The organism is Salinivibrio sp. SS2, assembly GCF_001722075.1.
Classification (GTDB): domain Bacteria; phylum Pseudomonadota; class Gammaproteobacteria; order Enterobacterales; family Vibrionaceae; genus Salinivibrio; species Salinivibrio proteolyticus.
Map to the genome: position 1 here is coordinate 1 of NZ_MEBP01000091.1, position 14,210 is coordinate 14,210.

General features: G+C 50.2%; 20 protein-coding genes and 1 tRNA gene. 14 read left to right on the forward strand and 7 right to left on the reverse strand.

Annotated features, from left to right (window positions below; all coding sequences use genetic code 11):
- The first annotated feature begins 303 nt into the window (after nucleotides 1-303).
- The 8 genes from nrdR to BGK46_RS10915 all read left to right on the forward strand — a co-directional run bounded on the left by nrdR (nucleotide 304) and on the right by BGK46_RS10915 (nucleotide 6,250).
- Complete coding sequence (gene nrdR / locus BGK46_RS10880; protein ID WP_069589271.1) at nucleotides 304-753, forward strand: transcriptional regulator NrdR; 450 nt, start codon at nucleotides 304-306, stop codon at nucleotides 751-753.
- Nucleotides 750-1,883 (forward strand): bifunctional diaminohydroxyphosphoribosylaminopyrimidine deaminase/5-amino-6-(5-phosphoribosylamino)uracil reductase RibD, encoded by a 1,134-nt coding sequence (ribD, locus tag BGK46_RS10885; protein ID WP_069589273.1) that lies wholly within the window; start codon nucleotides 750-752, stop codon nucleotides 1,881-1,883. The genes nrdR and ribD overlap by 4 nt, the downstream gene beginning before the upstream one ends.
- Before the next feature lie 2 nt (nucleotides 1,884-1,885).
- Nucleotides 1,886-2,548: a riboflavin synthase gene (locus tag BGK46_RS10890; protein ID WP_069589274.1), complete on the forward strand. Its 663-nt coding sequence runs from the start codon at nucleotides 1,886-1,888 to the stop codon at nucleotides 2,546-2,548.
- A gap of 10 nt (nucleotides 2,549-2,558) precedes the next feature.
- The gene (gene ribBA, locus BGK46_RS10895; protein WP_069589276.1) at nucleotides 2,559-3,668 is read left to right on the forward strand and encodes a bifunctional 3,4-dihydroxy-2-butanone-4-phosphate synthase/GTP cyclohydrolase II; all 1,110 of its coding nucleotides are present in this window, start codon (nucleotides 2,559-2,561) and stop codon (nucleotides 3,666-3,668) included.
- 123 nt (nucleotides 3,669-3,791) lie between these two features.
- Nucleotides 3,792-4,262: a 6,7-dimethyl-8-ribityllumazine synthase gene (gene ribH, locus BGK46_RS10900; RefSeq protein WP_069589277.1), complete on the forward strand. Its 471-nt coding sequence runs from the start codon at nucleotides 3,792-3,794 to the stop codon at nucleotides 4,260-4,262.
- A 12-nt stretch (nucleotides 4,263-4,274) separates the two neighbouring features.
- Nucleotides 4,275-4,724, forward strand: coding sequence for a transcription antitermination factor NusB (gene nusB / locus BGK46_RS10905; RefSeq protein WP_069589278.1), 450 nt, complete (start codon nucleotides 4,275-4,277; stop codon nucleotides 4,722-4,724).
- Nucleotides 4,725-4,791: 67 nt separating this feature from the next.
- A complete protein-coding gene (gene thiL / locus BGK46_RS10910; RefSeq protein WP_069589280.1) occupies nucleotides 4,792-5,781 on the forward strand; it encodes a thiamine-phosphate kinase in 990 nt (329 codons plus the stop codon).
- Complete coding sequence (locus BGK46_RS10915; RefSeq protein WP_069589281.1) at nucleotides 5,768-6,250, forward strand: phosphatidylglycerophosphatase A; 483 nt, start codon at nucleotides 5,768-5,770, stop codon at nucleotides 6,248-6,250. Before thiL ends, BGK46_RS10915 begins: the two co-directional genes overlap by 14 nt.
- A gap of 74 nt (nucleotides 6,251-6,324) precedes the next feature.
- Here BGK46_RS10915 and BGK46_RS10920 read toward each other — a convergent pair whose 3' ends face one another.
- From BGK46_RS10920 to BGK46_RS10930, 3 genes are all read right to left on the reverse strand, one after another.
- Nucleotides 6,325-6,768 (reverse strand): DoxX family protein, encoded by a 444-nt coding sequence (locus tag BGK46_RS10920; protein ID WP_069589283.1) that lies wholly within the window; start codon nucleotides 6,766-6,768, stop codon nucleotides 6,325-6,327.
- A gap of 191 nt (nucleotides 6,769-6,959) precedes the next feature.
- Nucleotides 6,960-7,035 (reverse strand) — tRNA-Arg (locus BGK46_RS10925).
- 52 nt (nucleotides 7,036-7,087) lie between these two features.
- Complete coding sequence (locus BGK46_RS10930; RefSeq protein ID WP_069589284.1) at nucleotides 7,088-8,221, reverse strand: flagella assembly protein FlgT; 1,134 nt, start codon at nucleotides 8,219-8,221, stop codon at nucleotides 7,088-7,090.
- Nucleotides 8,222-8,433: 212 nt separating this feature from the next.
- Here BGK46_RS10930 and BGK46_RS10935 point away from each other — a divergent pair, with 212 nt between their 5' ends.
- Both BGK46_RS10935 and BGK46_RS10940 read left to right on the forward strand, forming a co-directional pair.
- On the forward strand, nucleotides 8,434-9,069 hold the full coding sequence (locus BGK46_RS10935; RefSeq protein ID WP_069589286.1) for a FlgO family outer membrane protein: 636 nt from the start codon (nucleotides 8,434-8,436) through the stop codon (nucleotides 9,067-9,069).
- Between the two features lie 17 nt (nucleotides 9,070-9,086).
- Entirely contained in the window at nucleotides 9,087-9,521 is a 435-nt protein-coding gene (locus BGK46_RS10940) for an LPP20 family lipoprotein (protein ID WP_139130768.1), read from the forward strand.
- A 212-nt stretch (nucleotides 9,522-9,733) separates the two neighbouring features.
- On the opposite strand, the gene BGK46_RS10945 is transcribed toward BGK46_RS10940, so the two are convergent.
- The 3 genes from BGK46_RS10945 to flgA all read right to left on the reverse strand — a co-directional run bounded on the left by BGK46_RS10945 (nucleotide 9,734) and on the right by flgA (nucleotide 11,290).
- Nucleotides 9,734-10,168, reverse strand: coding sequence for a flagella synthesis protein FlgN (locus tag BGK46_RS10945; protein WP_069589287.1), 435 nt, complete (start codon nucleotides 10,166-10,168; stop codon nucleotides 9,734-9,736).
- A gap of 16 nt (nucleotides 10,169-10,184) precedes the next feature.
- On the reverse strand, nucleotides 10,185-10,508 hold the full coding sequence (gene flgM / locus BGK46_RS10950; protein ID WP_069589288.1) for a flagellar biosynthesis anti-sigma factor FlgM: 324 nt from the start codon (nucleotides 10,506-10,508) through the stop codon (nucleotides 10,185-10,187).
- Nucleotides 10,509-10,597: 89 nt separating this feature from the next.
- Nucleotides 10,598-11,290, reverse strand: coding sequence for a flagellar basal body P-ring formation chaperone FlgA (gene flgA, locus BGK46_RS10955; RefSeq protein ID WP_069589289.1), 693 nt, complete (start codon nucleotides 11,288-11,290; stop codon nucleotides 10,598-10,600).
- A 124-nt stretch (nucleotides 11,291-11,414) separates the two neighbouring features.
- Between flgA and BGK46_RS10960 the strand changes: the two genes are divergently transcribed.
- Nucleotides 11,415-12,338: a chemotaxis protein CheV gene (locus BGK46_RS10960; RefSeq protein WP_069589291.1), complete on the forward strand. Its 924-nt coding sequence runs from the start codon at nucleotides 11,415-11,417 to the stop codon at nucleotides 12,336-12,338.
- A gap of 26 nt (nucleotides 12,339-12,364) precedes the next feature.
- Nucleotides 12,365-13,192, forward strand: coding sequence for a CheR family methyltransferase (locus tag BGK46_RS10965; protein WP_069589292.1), 828 nt, complete (start codon nucleotides 12,365-12,367; stop codon nucleotides 13,190-13,192).
- Here the strand turns inward: BGK46_RS10965 and BGK46_RS10970 are convergent.
- Nucleotides 13,185-13,391, reverse strand: coding sequence for a hypothetical protein (locus tag BGK46_RS10970; RefSeq protein ID WP_069589293.1), 207 nt, complete (start codon nucleotides 13,389-13,391; stop codon nucleotides 13,185-13,187). The genes BGK46_RS10965 and BGK46_RS10970 overlap by 8 nt on opposite strands.
- Here BGK46_RS10970 and flgB point away from each other — a divergent pair.
- Together flgB and flgC are read left to right on the forward strand one after the other, a co-directional pair.
- Nucleotides 13,390-13,785, forward strand: a complete 396-nt coding sequence (gene flgB, locus BGK46_RS10975; RefSeq protein WP_069589295.1) for a flagellar basal body rod protein FlgB — start codon at nucleotides 13,390-13,392, stop codon at nucleotides 13,783-13,785. The two genes, BGK46_RS10970 and flgB, sit on opposite strands and share 2 nt — an antisense overlap.
- 3 nt (nucleotides 13,786-13,788) lie before the next feature.
- Nucleotides 13,789-14,205 carry a flagellar basal body rod protein FlgC gene (gene flgC / locus BGK46_RS10980; RefSeq protein WP_069589296.1) on the forward strand — a complete coding sequence of 139 codons (417 nt, stop codon included), beginning with the start codon at nucleotides 13,789-13,791 and terminating at the stop codon, nucleotides 14,203-14,205.
- Nucleotides 14,206-14,210 lie beyond the last annotated feature (5 nt).

The following is a 14,210-nucleotide window of genomic DNA, read 5'->3' on the forward strand; positions in this document are numbered from 1 at the left end:
TATGTTCTTCTGCTCTCTTCTCACATTTTTTCTCTTACGTAGTCACTGTTTAGTCACTTATTTCTCGTTGTTATGGTTTTTTTCTTTATTGTCTGTTTTTTTTTTTTTTTTTCAAGCAGTATGACGGTATGTGAGAGGGATGAGGGCGTCGACGCCTCACACTCACTCGATGTGCGTGGTTAGCCACCGATTCTTAGCGAAATCAGCTTTGCGCACAGAATCGTTACAAACTCGCCGTTTGCAGGCTTTTTCATAATCGCAAATCGGTTACACTAACGGGATGATATTGAGGAGGCTAGCCCCATGCACTGTCCATTCTGTGGTGCAACCGACACCAAAGTGATCGATTCTCGACTCGTCGCCGATGGCCATCAAGTTCGTCGTCGTCGCCAGTGTTTGGCGTGCGCAGAACGCTATACCACGTTCGAAACGGCAGAGCTGGTGATGCCACGCATCATCAAAACCAATGGTAATCGTGAGCCTTTTGACGAAGAAAAGCTGCGCGGTGGCATTCAGCGCGCACTGGAAAAACGGCCTGTCAGTGCGGACGATATTGAAAAAGCGATCAATAGCATTAAATCACGCCTTCGCGCGACCGGTGAGCGAGAGATTAGCTCAGCCTCGGTTGGTAACTTAGTGATGGAAGCCCTCAAAGAGCTCGATAAAGTGGCGTATATCCGTTTTGCCTCTGTCTATCACAGCTTTGAAGATATTCGTGAGTTCGGTGAAGAAATTGCACGGCTGCAAAAATGAGTAACAACCAACGCGATAACACCATGATGGCGCGCGCACTCGCGCTTGCCGCTCAAGGGCGCTTTACCACGACCCCGAATCCCAATGTGGGCTGTGTGATTGCGCATGGTGACGACATTGTTGGTGAAGGGTTTCATCTTGCTCCCGGCGGGCCACATGCCGAGGTACACGCTTTAAAGGCGGCGGGGAAACGTGCACAAGGGGCGACAGCTTATGTCACCTTAGAGCCTTGCTCTCACTATGGTCGCACGCCACCGTGTTGCGATGCCTTAATTGCCGCTAACGTCAGTCGCGTAGTGTGTGCCATGCAAGATCCCAATCCTCAAGTGGCAGGGAGAGGCATTGCGCGCTTACAAGAAGCAGGTATTGAGGTGGTCGTCGGTGTGATGGCGGAGCAGGCTAAGGCGCTAAACCCCGGCTTCATTAAGCGAATGCTCACCCAAATGCCGTATGTACAGCTTAAGCTGGCAGGGAGCCTCGATGGCCGGACCGCCTTAGCCAATGGCCAAAGTAAATGGATCACCGGTGAGCCCGCACGCGCCGATGTGCAAGCGTTTCGTGCTCAAGCCAGTGCCATTTTATCGACCAGCGCCACGGTATTGGCCGATAACCCCAGCCTCAATGTACGCCAAAGCCAACTTCCTCGAGCCACACTTGATGCTTATCCGCAATCGACTGTGCGCCAACCGACACGTGTTGTGCTAGATAGAGACAATAAAACTTCACCGGATGCAACCGTCTATCAGCTTGACGGTGATGTGATCCGTATTGTTGATTCACCGAGTAATCATGCGTGGCCGGATAACGTGCAAGAATGGGTAATGCCCGATGCGTCACTCACCGCTATCCTTCGCGCATTGGCGGAACATGACATTGACAAAGTGTGGGTCGAAGCGGGCGCAAGGCTAGCGGGTCAGCTTCTCACTGAATCGTTAGTCGATGAACTGATTGTTTACCAAGCCCCCGTCTTGTTAGGGGGCGATAGTCGCCCCTTGGTTGCTTTAGATGGGATGCAACGGATGGACGATGCACCGCGCTTTCACTTTAATCACGTGACGAGGATCGGTGACGATGTTCGCTTAACCGCCATGCTCTCTGAGCATGCCGTGATCACGCAAGAGTACGAATAACGATGTTTACTGGAATTATCGAAGCTGTAGGCCGAGTAGAACGCCTGACTCGCCGCGGGCAAGACATGACTTTGACTATCGACAGTGGTGAGCTTGATCTCTGTGATGTCAAACTGGGTGACAGTATTGCCACCAATGGGGTGTGCTTGACCGTGGTAGCATTGAGCGCAACGGGCTATAGCGCAGATGTGTCATCTGAAACCCTTGCGCGTTCATCACTGGGGCACTTGTCGGTCGGAGACAAGGTCAATCTTGAAAAGGCGATGCTACCCACCACGCGATTTGGCGGCCACATGGTGGCAGGCCATGTTGATGGCCTCGGTGAAGTGACATCAGTGAACCAAACCGGCCGCGCGTGGGAATACTGGATTAGATTACCGTCTGAGCTCGCCAAATATGTGGCATTGAAAGGCTCGATCACGGTAGATGGGATTAGCCTGACGGTGAACGATGTCAATGGCAGTGCATTTAAGCTCACCATCGTGCCGCATACTGCTGAACAAACCACGATTCAAACGTTTGCCCCTGGGCGCAAAGTGAACATCGAAGTTGATGTGATCGCCCGTTATCTTGAGCGATTAATGCTCGGTGACAAGGCGGCTGAACCCACACAATCAACGGGAGTCAGCCTTGATACGCTGGCCCGTTCCGGCTTTTTGAAATAAGGAATCCAAGATGGCAATAAGTAGTGCCCAAGAAATCATTGACGATATCCGCCAAGGTAAAATGGTGGTATTGATGGATGACGAAGATCGCGAAAATGAAGGCGATTTGATCATTGCGGCCGAAGCGATCACGCCAGAAGCTATCAATTTCATGGCCACCCATGGTCGGGGCTTGATTTGCTTAACGCTGACCCAACAGCGCTGTCAGCAGCTTGGATTACCTTTGATGGTGTCTGACAATAACGCGCAATTTTCCACTGCTTTCACGGTGTCGATTGAAGCGGCGGAAGGGGTGACCACCGGCATTTCTGCGGCCGATCGTGCACGTACCGTACAAGCTGCGGTCGCGCCTAATGCGAAAGCTGCCGATTTAGTTCAGCCGGGCCATGTGTTCCCCTTAATGGCACAAGAGGGTGGTGTTCTGACCCGTGCCGGTCACACCGAGGCTGGCTGTGATCTGGCCCGCTTAGGAGGCTTTAGTCCTGCGTCCGTGATTGTCGAAATCCTCAACGAAGATGGCACCATGGCGCGTCGCCCTGATTTGGAAGTGTTTTGTGAAAAGCACGGTATCAAGTTGGGCACCATTGCAGATTTGATTGAATACCGAAACCTTAACGAAACCACCATTGAGCGTGTCGCCTCTTGTAAATTGCCCACCGAATTTGGTGAGTTTGATTTGGTCACCTACCGTGACACCATTGATAACCAAATCCACTATGCGATGTGTAAAGGCGAAGTGACCGCTGATCCGACCTTGGTTCGCGTGCACTTGCAAGATACCTTTACCGATGTGCTTCAATCTGACCGAACGGCTGAGCGCAGCTGGAGCCTAACCCGTGCGATGCAACGGATCAGTCATGACGGTGGTGTGTTGGTGATTTTGGGGAAAGAAGAAACCAGCGATGCCATTATCAATAAGGTGAAAGCATTTGAAGCGCAAGATAAAGGCGAGCAGCCAGCTAGCGCCAAATGGCAAGGCACGTCACGCCGTGTTGGCATTGGCTCGCAAATCTTGGCAGACCTTGGCGTTAAGCAAATGCGTTTGCTTTCGTCATCAACGAAACGCTATCACGCACTATCAGGCTTTGGGTTGAACGTGGTGGAATACGTCACCGAATAACCTAACAAGCAAGGCTGCGCGATGTGCGACAGGGTTGGCGGGCACGGAACATGGTGCCATTCGCTAAAAATGTGGTAGAATCGCGCGGTTTCTCATTCCGGAAAGCAAGTCACAGGAAGGCTCATGAACGTAATCGAAGGTGCATTTGCCGCGCCCAACGCGCAGGTTGCTATTGTTATCTCTCGCTTTAATAGCTTTATCAACGAGAGTTTACTATCAGGTGCGATCGACGCACTGAAGCGCCAAGGCCAAGTCAGCGAAGATAATATTACCGTGGTCCGCTGTCCCGGTGCCTACGAGTTGCCTTTGGTGACCCAGAAACTAGCCAAAAGCGGTCGCTACGATGCGATTGTGGCGCTAGGTTCGGTGATCCGCGGTGGCACGCCCCACTTTGACTATGTGGCCGGAGAATGTAATAAAGGGTTAGCACAGGTTGCACTGGAGTTTGAAACCCCAGTCGCCTTTGGCGTGCTGACTGTTGACACCATTGAGCAAGCCATCGAACGCGCAGGTACCAAGGCTGGTAATAAAGGGGCAGAGGCTGCACTGAGCGCGCTTGAAATGGTCAATGTCCTGTCCCAGATTGAATCCTAAACGGGGGTTAGAGTGAAACCAGCCGCACGACGTAATGCACGCCAATTTGCATTGCAAGCCATCTATTCATGGCAACTGGCGCAAGGCAATATCGCAGATATTGAGGCACAATTCCTTGCAGCCGAAAAGTATGAAGAAGACGACCACAAAGACGCAGAGCCACTTCTGCGTGAGCCTGAAACCGATGTGGAATATTTCCGCAATCTGTTTAGCGGCGTGGTACTGAGTCATCAAGAGCTAGACAGCAAAATGCGTCCTTACTTGTCTCGTCCATTGCAAGACTTGGACGATATGGAGCACGCACTGCTGCGTTTGGCGATGTACGAATTGGTGAAACGTGAAGATGTGCCGTATAAAGTCGTGATTAATGAAGCGGTGGAACTGGCGAAGCGTTTTGGCGCCGAAGACAGCCACAAGTTTGTGAATGGTGTGCTTGATAAAGCGGCCCCACGACTTCGTTAATTACCTCCCTTTCAAGGCCAGCCCCGCTGGCCTTTTTATTTTTAGATGCAATACCACGAAAGCCATTATGACGCGCAACGAATTTGATCTGATTCGCGATTATTTCGCTCGTCAGCCAGTGAGCCGCCGCGATGTGGCGCTAGGCATTGGTGACGACTGTGCCATTACCCAAGTCCCCGAGGGCTGTCAGCTCGCCATCACCACAGATACCATGGTAGAAGGTACCCACTTTCTTGCTACAGCCAGTGCTTCCGATATCGCGCATAAAGCGTTGGCATCGAATTTAAGCGATTTAGCAGCCATGGGAGCGATGCCTGCTTGGTGCTCGTTGGCGCTAACGTTACCTGAACCAGACGAAGCGTGGGTGGCGGGATTTTGCCAAGGTTTCTCTGCGCTTGCTGAATATTTTCAAGTTCAGCTGATTGGCGGTGATACCACGCGTGGACCCAAAAGTATTACCATGACTTTGCATGGCCATGTCCCTCATGGACAGGCATTAACGCGCGATGGTGCGAAGCCTGGGGATTGGTTATATGTCACCGGTACGTTGGGGGACAGTCAAGCAGGACTGAACTATGTCCTTGGTAAGCCGGTGACTGATGAGGCACGGGCGGCCACATTGATTAATCGGCATTATCGCGCGCAGCCTCGCGTAACAGCAGGCCAAGCTTTACGCGGTATCGCTTCGGCGGCGATTGATATTTCTGATGGGCTGGTGGCTGATATTCAGCATATTCTCAAAGCCAGTGGTGTGGGGGCATCCATTGATGTGACCCAACTGCCGCTGTCGGAGGCGTTACTGGCGGATGTGGACAGCCGTGAAACCGCGCAAAAGCTTGCCTTAACCAGTGGCGAAGAATATGAATTGTGCTTTACCGTACCGGAAATGTATCGCGGGACGTTAGAGACAACACTGAAACACACTGGGGTCACCGCCGCTTGTATTGGTCAAATTAATGGCAGTCAGTCTTTACAATTGATGGCCGATGGTAATCCCTTAGACTGGACGCTATCAGGATGGGATCACTTTAAGGAGTTGGACAGTGACAGATCCTAAGCAGCGTTTATCGCTTAAAAACCCGTTGCATTTGCTGGCCGTTGGGCTGGGGAGCGGGCTCTCTCCGGTGGTGCCGGGGACGGTTGGTACCTTGTTTGCGGTGCCTTTTTATTGGCTACTTGCTACCTACACAGCGCCAGTCGGTTTATGGATAGCTATTCTTGTCGGTAGCCTTGCAGGGATTGTGATTTGCGGTCGTACCTCTGCGGATATGAAAGTGCATGATCACGGCGCGATTGTGTGGGATGAATTTGTTGGCTTTTGGATCACCATGGCATTGGTGCCAAGCACCGACTGGCAGATTATCTTGGCGGGCTTCGTGATGTTTCGACTCTTCGATATGATTAAGCCGTGGCCTATCAGTTGGTTGGACAAGCATGTTCATGGTGGGCTGGGGATCATGCTCGATGATATCCTTGCCGGCGTGATGGCCATGTTGAGCCTTTGGGCGTGGGTGACTTACGTTTAATCAACCAACCTTTGGCCACGAAAAATGCCGCGTTGAACACGCGGCATTTTTGTATCTTGGGTCAGTCGCAGCGGTTAGCGCATTGTCTGGCTGAGCTTTTTATCGACAGAGAGATTGCCAGCCCCACTGAACAGCAATGAGACGGCAGCAGCCAGTAATGCCAATCCAAACTCATACCCGTTGTTGCTTAGAAACAGGCCGTTATCCCAGTGCACGGTAACAATCGCGACCAGCATGGTGATTGCAGTGACAGCCGCAGCAGGGCGCGTCAATAGACCAATCAACAGCAGCATACCGCCAAAAAACTCCGCACTACCTGCCATCAACGCCATTAGTACACCAGGCTCAAGGCCAATCGATGCCATCCATTGCCCCGTTCCTTCAAGGCCATAGCCGCCAAACCAACCAAACAGTTTTTGCGCGCCATGAGCGATCAAAATCACCCCGACAGGAAGGCGCAAAGCTAAGGGGGCAAAGCTTGATTGAGTGGAAAGCAGAGTGTGTAAACGTTGACGCATAATGGGCCTCTTCGAAAAAATTGATGGATATTGGCGTTGCTCGCCGGATTGAGAGCAATGATAAAGATGAGGCGTCCGAATAATAAGTAGCGGAGTTTGATGGATATGTTCGGATATTTTGAACAAACACCAAATGAAATGAGGCAAAGAACAGTAAGTAGCAACTAAATCAGGAAGTGATGATGGTTTACTGGCGCTCCCACAGGGACTCGAACCCCGATCGGTCGCTTAGGAGGCGACTGCTCTATCCTGTTGAGCTATGGGAGCGCGGGCAGCCATTATACGTAAAAACAGGCGCGATTTAAGCGCCTGTTTCAATTTAGTTTATCCCTTTGGTGACAATATCACCGATCTGAATGCTGCCTATCAAGCTGTCGGGTTGGATAACCGCTTCGGCACTGCTTTCATAAACACGCGCAACGGTTAATGTCATTCCGCTTTTACGGCGCTGCGTGCGCACAATTCCTAAATCATCAGTGAAAGAAGCGAGATGCCACAGTTGTAACTGATCACCCTGTTTCACCCCATTGATTCGGCCGACGTTGATTTGTGCGATATTGTCTTTTAGCGCCACAATCTTAGGCTTGCTGGCGCGGCAGGATAAGGCCGACTCTAAATCCAGCAAGATGTTACGACTCATGCGTCGTGCCATTTGCCCGTAAGGCGATTGCCAAAAACGCGCGGTTTGAGTATCCACTTGGCTATGGCGCTCAAAAGGCCATTTGGCAACATCACGATAGCGGCGCTGGAAAATGACTTCACCGCTTTCAGCGTCCATTGCTTGTACATTGACCGCCAATTGCCGATTGTCTTGCGAGCGGCCGAAGCTGCCACTGTCTGTGGTCGCAGAGAGATCGGTAATGGCTCCAGTCACGACAAATTGTGCATCTTTATCTTCCGCCAGCATCGCGACAGCTTGCGGGGCGTTTGGCGAAACATCGACATTCGCAATACCACGGCCAACAAAGCTTTGTCCGTGTTGAGTGACTTCTCGACTAAGCAGCACAGAAAAATCATCACCAAATTGGTAAATTCCTCCTAAGGCCGCTTGCTGAGGCGACACAATCGGAAAGCGTGTCATCACCATTCCTTTCTTATACTGTGTCTTGTGGCAAGCATTTGCCGATGGATAGATATCCACCCGCACATTGACCACATAATTGCCACCTTGAGTGCCTTCTTCCAGAATTAAGATCTCGCGGACTTCACTACCATTGAACTGGTAACCGGGCTTAACGGAGGTAAGAAATCGTTTGATTTGCTGCAAACTGCCTACATCGGCGCCGGAGAACTGCATGGCATCGAACGTGGCGGCTTCTAACGCGCGGACGCGTGCCGCTTGCTCGCTTTCAAGGATGGGCGAGCTGGCAGACACTTCATACCAAGCTGCCTGTGTGAGCGGCGTGATAAATAGAGAAAAAAGCAGGCCGAATCGCGCCAAACGGGTTTTCATAGTCAAGTTCTCACTTAGTAGGTATGGAAATTGCTTCGTTAACATAACAGGTAGGGTGGCAACCCTAACAAGAGCATGACGCATGAGAGATTGATGCAAGTTGTGTTCCGGAACACAAGGGTGACAATTCAAGGTAAAGGTTTGTGGTCCTTGTCCGATACTCTAAGAAGACACTTGTCTCACATCGATGACTGATCGCGGAGCATGATACGATGAAAAAGTGGATAGTGGCGGTATTAGCGCTGTTGACAGCAGGCTGTGCATATACGCCTATTTACAACGGGAAAGAGCCCTACTCGGGGAGTGAGTTCTTCCTCAAGCAGCGTCCTCGCCACACGCTGGACTATTTTTTAAATAGCATGGCCGACGAATTACTGGCGACAAACGCTTACTTAACCGCACGTACCCCGTTGGCGGTCACGTCGTTTGTAGACTTGCAAGACATGTCTGAAACGAACTGGTTAGGCAATACAGTGACCGAAGGGTTGATCTATCAGATGCAAAGCCGTGGCTTTACCGTCATAGACTTCAAATCGACCGGCGCTATTCGTGTCACTGAAGAAGGGGACTTTGCCATCAGCCGAGATTGGAAAGAGTTAAACCCCGAACAGCAGATTGATTATATCTTGACAGGTACCATGCTACGACAAGGTGGAGGTGTACTGGTCAATGCGCGTATTATTGGCATGGAGTCGCGTGTTGTGGTCGCTTCTGCGCAAGGGTTTTTACCCGCAGACCGTATTGGTCGAGATATTGACACGCTTTATAAAGTGCGCATGCGTGATGGCGTCATTATTCGTGATGATCAAAACCGCATCAAGCGTGAAACAGTCGTTCTTAAGCCTTAACCAAGACAGGATGATTCATGAGAATAAAACATGGACTTTGCCTTTTCGCCCTGATGGCTTTAACCGCGTGTCAGCCTCTGACCAAGATGAAAGAGGAGAATGTTATTTCTGCGGTTGGTATGGCTTCAATCAGTGCTCAACAAGGGGCCACGCAAGAAGAGCGTGAAACACGTGCAATGCGAGCGTCAAAAGTCGAGGCATATAAAGAGCTCAGTGAGCAGGTGTATGGGCTTCGAGTCAGTGGTCGTACGCGTGTGGAGGATCAAAGTCTTGGCCGTGATAGCACACAAGGCGCTGTCGACGGGATTATCCGCGGTGCCGAAGTGGTGGCAAGCTATAAAGTCGGTGACAGCTACGTGACCGAATTGGAGCTGGATTTAGACTTGATGCAAAAAATGAAGCGTTATGGCGAGTCGCAAAACATCCCCCGTAACGAAAATATTATCTTTTAATCCACCTTTTTTCCGCGCAATCAGCGAGCCAGACGGCTCGCTTTTTTATTAACTGTTATTGGTCAGCTAAGCCGCGTTGTTTTACAGATCGAGTTGTATCATTGGGAGGGGGCACGCGCAGTGGGCATACGCGCTACGACCAATTTCAAGCGGTTAAGTAAGGAGACGTCAGTGCGCAGTGTCAGGTGGCTCGGCGTATACTAAAGCGCGAGCTACGCTTTTACATTTGTGCCAAGGGTTTTCCGGCCTGACGCATTGCCGTCATGGTCATAAGTCAGCTCTGACTTGCCGCCGCTTTCTTGGAACAAATTACGTAACCGATGGATGCTTAAACTTGCACGTTGTAGCGCCATCCCATTGGTCTCGTTTTGTTGCTTACAGGCTTGAATGTGCTGTTGGATGGTGTTGACGTACTCAACGCATTGCGGGTCGCCTTGAAGCTTTTCTCGCTCAGGGTGCTGTGCGAGTTGGCTATCAGCACGCTGTATTTCATTCACCAAGATTTGCTTTTGTTTGGCGGTGGTTTCGATGTCTTCCGACACCCGGCTGGCAATGGTTTTAGCTTCTTGCTCGAGCAACGTTTTTAGCGACTGAACTCGCTCTAGCTGCTGCTCGAGAAGGACGGACAGGGGCGCATTTTGACTCATAAACTATCCCGCCAGATTAACTGTCGTTCAAATCGTTCTCAAAGCGCATCATATTGGCAGCGAGTTTGTCAGCATCGACTTTATACGAACCATTGGCAATGGCTTGTTTAATTTCAGCGACTTTCGCACTGTCAAAATACGGCTCAGAGGCCATTTGCTGATTCATTTTTCCGATCTCTCGGCTTTGATGGCTCAGCGACACTGCATCATCTTGACTGGTCGTGCGTTGCTGTTCACGCACGGCGCTCCCTTGCGCCTCTTGTGTCTTATTCTGGTTCCCGCTATTGCGGGTTGTGGTCAGCGGTTGCTGGTTACCACGTAGTTGATCAATACTCGCCATAAACGTCGCCTTACTGTCAGTCGCTTTTGAGTCCGTTGCTCAGCGTATCGGCATTCCTTTTGCTAACTTTAGCATTTGGGCGGAAAAAATTAGAAATTTACCGTCACTTCGCCCACCGCCGAGATTGTAGCATCGACAATCCGATTGGATTTATCGTTCTTGACTTTTATTTGCTCTCCTAGAGCACCGTCACTTAATGCCGTACCTTTTGCAACAATATTGAGTCCGTTTCCACGTGCAGTGATAACAACGTCATCATTTCGACACACGGCACACACATCGTTACTGCTGATGGGCTGACCAATCCCGACCGTTCTCTTTACTTTCGAGCCTATTAGGCGCGCTGGACTGGTGTAGGTTTGGCCACGTTGAAACCGACTGTCAACCATTTGAATGGTCATATCACTCGCTGCAAGAGGCATGCCACGATCTAGCGGGCGCTTGGCAACGACCAGTGGGATCATTAAGCGAATTTGGACAGGGATATACACCTGCCAGTCATCTTGAGGACACGAGACCATGACCGTTACCGAGGTATTCATACGTTGTCGCCCTGGCACTTCGGTATCCAATGGCAGCGGGCAATCGGTCAGGCGTAATCTCGAGTCAAGGTTGCCGGCTGTGATGTCGAGCTCACCGTTTTTGGGCACCGAAATGATAGACTCGACATGTCGTTCTGCCGCTTCTCTGACCGCATCCATTTGACTTACCGTCGCAGCGGCTATACTTACGCTAAAGCTTGTTAATAAGCTGACGATAAATAAACGTAATATCTGATACATAGATCCAAACCATTGATGACGACCAAAGAAGAAATTTTCCCTTCTTTCTCGAGAGTAGTGCAATAACCCACTACTATTATCATGCTACTCTACATAAAAAACGGGGCAACATGGAGTTTATCTTATGACAGGTGGTGTTCTTGATTCGGTCAACCAGCGCACGCAGCTGGTAGGACAAAACCGGTTAGAGCTGTTGACTTTCCGCCTGATGAGAAACCAACGCTTTGGCATTAACGTCTTTAAAGTAAAGGAAGTTCTTCAGTGCCCTAAGTTAACCGCGATGGCAAATTTACATCCCTTAGTGAAAGGGGTCGCGCACATTCGTGGTCAAACAGTCTCTGTCATTGATATGAGCCTAGCAACTGGCGGGCCAGCTATTCCGGATCCCGAAAATCGTTTCGTGATCATTTCTGAATTTAACCGCTCGATGCAGGGCTTTTTAGTTGGTTCGGTCGAGCGTATCGTGAACATGAATTGGGAAAAAATCCTCCCTCCGCCTCAAGGCACGGGCCGTTCTCACTACTTGACCGCTGTCACTGAAATTGACAATGAGTTGGTGGAAGTGCTGGATGTTGAAAAAATCTTGAATGAAATTGCACCCGTGAATGAGGAAATCAGTGAGGAGGTGCTCTCTAAGCGTCAAGAACGCGAGGAAAGCGCTCCGAGCCAAGTACTGGTCGCGGATGATTCGAGCGTGGCGCGTCGCCAAGTGAAGCGCGCTGTAGAAAGTGTCGGTTATGATGTTATCTTGGTACAAGATGGCAAAGAGGCACTGGATAAACTGAAAGAAATGGCAGCAGAAGGCAATATATATAGCCAGCTGGCATTGGTGATTTCAGATATTGAGATGCCGGAAATGGACGGTTACACCCTCACCACTGAAATCCGAAAAAATGCGAGCTTAAAAGATCTTCATGTAGTATTGCATTCATCTTTAAGTGGGGTATTTAACGAGGCCATGGTGCAGCGCGTGGGCGCCAACTCGTTTATCGCGAAATTCGACCCTGATGAATTGGGCTCTGCCGTCATCGAAGCGGTTAAGTCGTAACCCAAACAGAGCGATTGAGTTGATTAATGACAAATGTAGCAATCAGTGACCAAGAATATCGAGACTTCTGCAAGCATCTCGAATCGAAATGCGGCATCGTGCTTGGGGATAGCAAACAATACCTAGTACGAAGCCGACTTAGCCCATTGGTCAATAAGTTTGGTTTGGCGTCACTCTCTGAATTGGTGAAATCGGTGATTACGGGCCGAAATCGAGAGCTGGCAGTGGCAGCAATCGATGCGATGACCACCAATGAAACCCTGTGGTTTCGTGACACCTATCCGTTTGAAGTGTTGGCCCATCGTCTACTGCCTGAATTAGGCAAAGCCCGCAAACCGATCAAAATTTGGTCGGCGGCGAGCTCATCTGGGCAAGAGCCGTATTCTATTGCCATGACAGTGGCTGAAACGCAGCAACGTAAGCCGGGCATGCTAGGCAGTGTGAGCATTACTGCTACCGATATATCAACGTCGATGTTGGAAGCTTGCCGTCAGGGAATTTACGATAATCTGGCCCTAGGGCGCGGACTCTCACCCGAGCGTCGTCGTACCTTCTTTGAAGATGTCGGTGATGGCAAGATGCGGGTGAAAGAGAATATTAAGCGCATGGTGACATTCCGCCCGCAGAACCTGATGGAAAGCTATAGCTTATTGGGTAAGTTCGACATTATTTTTTGTCGTAACGTCTTGATTTACTTTTCGCCAGACATGAAGGCTCAGGTCTTAAATCAGATGGCGGGAGCGCTTAACCCGGGCGGACACTTAATTCTTGGGGCATCTGAGTCGCTGACTGGGCTCACTGATAAATTTGAGATGATCCGGTGTAACCCCGGTATTATTTACAAACTCAAGTAATCCTTTTCAAAAGCGGCATCTTTCTTGCCGCTTTTTCTTTTCTGTTTGCCTCTTCTTTAGTGACTATTGCCGCCGTCTCATCCAGATAATCCCGCGGCTTGGTTTCTATCTCATTGAAAATATAGTGTTTAGATTGGATATTAAAAATTGGCATCAAGATTGCTTTGATGTAATGAGAAGAGTTTTGGAGGTTGCCCATGGCGATTACATTTGACAATGCATTAGGCGTACACCAGCACACTGTCGGCGTACGCGCTACACGGGCAGAGACGCTGTCTAGCAACATTGCTAATGCCAATACGCCAGGCTACAAAGCACAAGATATCGACTTTAAACGTGCTTTGCAGGCGGCAACCTCAGGGGCAAGTATTGGCCTAAGCCGCACTAGTGAGCGGCACATTGCTGCCACCACCCACGTGGCGGGCGAGAAGAAGTACCGCGTGCCTACGCAACCTGATACTGGGGATGGCAACACGGTTGATGCTCAGCTCGAAAAGAATTTGTTTATGCAGAATGCATTGGAATACCAAGCCTCACTGGATTTTCTTGGCTCAAAGTTCAAGAACATGAAAAAGGCATTGAAAGGGGAATAACCGATGAGCTTGTTTAATATCTTTAACGTATCTGGTTCGGCGATGAGCGCAGAGTCAGTGCGGTTGAACACCACATCAAGCAACCTAGCCAATGCCAATTCGGTAAGCAGTTCTGCGCAGGAAACCTACCGTGCACGGCATCCGATTTTTGCTGCAGAGCTTAATCGCTTCAAGCAGCAAAGCGGTGAGAGTGTGCCGGTGCATATTAAAGGTATCGTTGAGAGCCAAAAGCCTTTACGTGCCGAATATAACCCTGACCACCCGATGGCGAATGAAGAGGGTTATATTTTTAAACCCAACGTCAACGTGATGGAAGAAATGGCGAATATGATCTCCGCGTCGCGCGCCTACCAAACTAACGTGCAGGTTGCCGATGCGAGTAAACAAATGCTGATGCGTACGCTTCAGATGGGTCAGTAATGTAG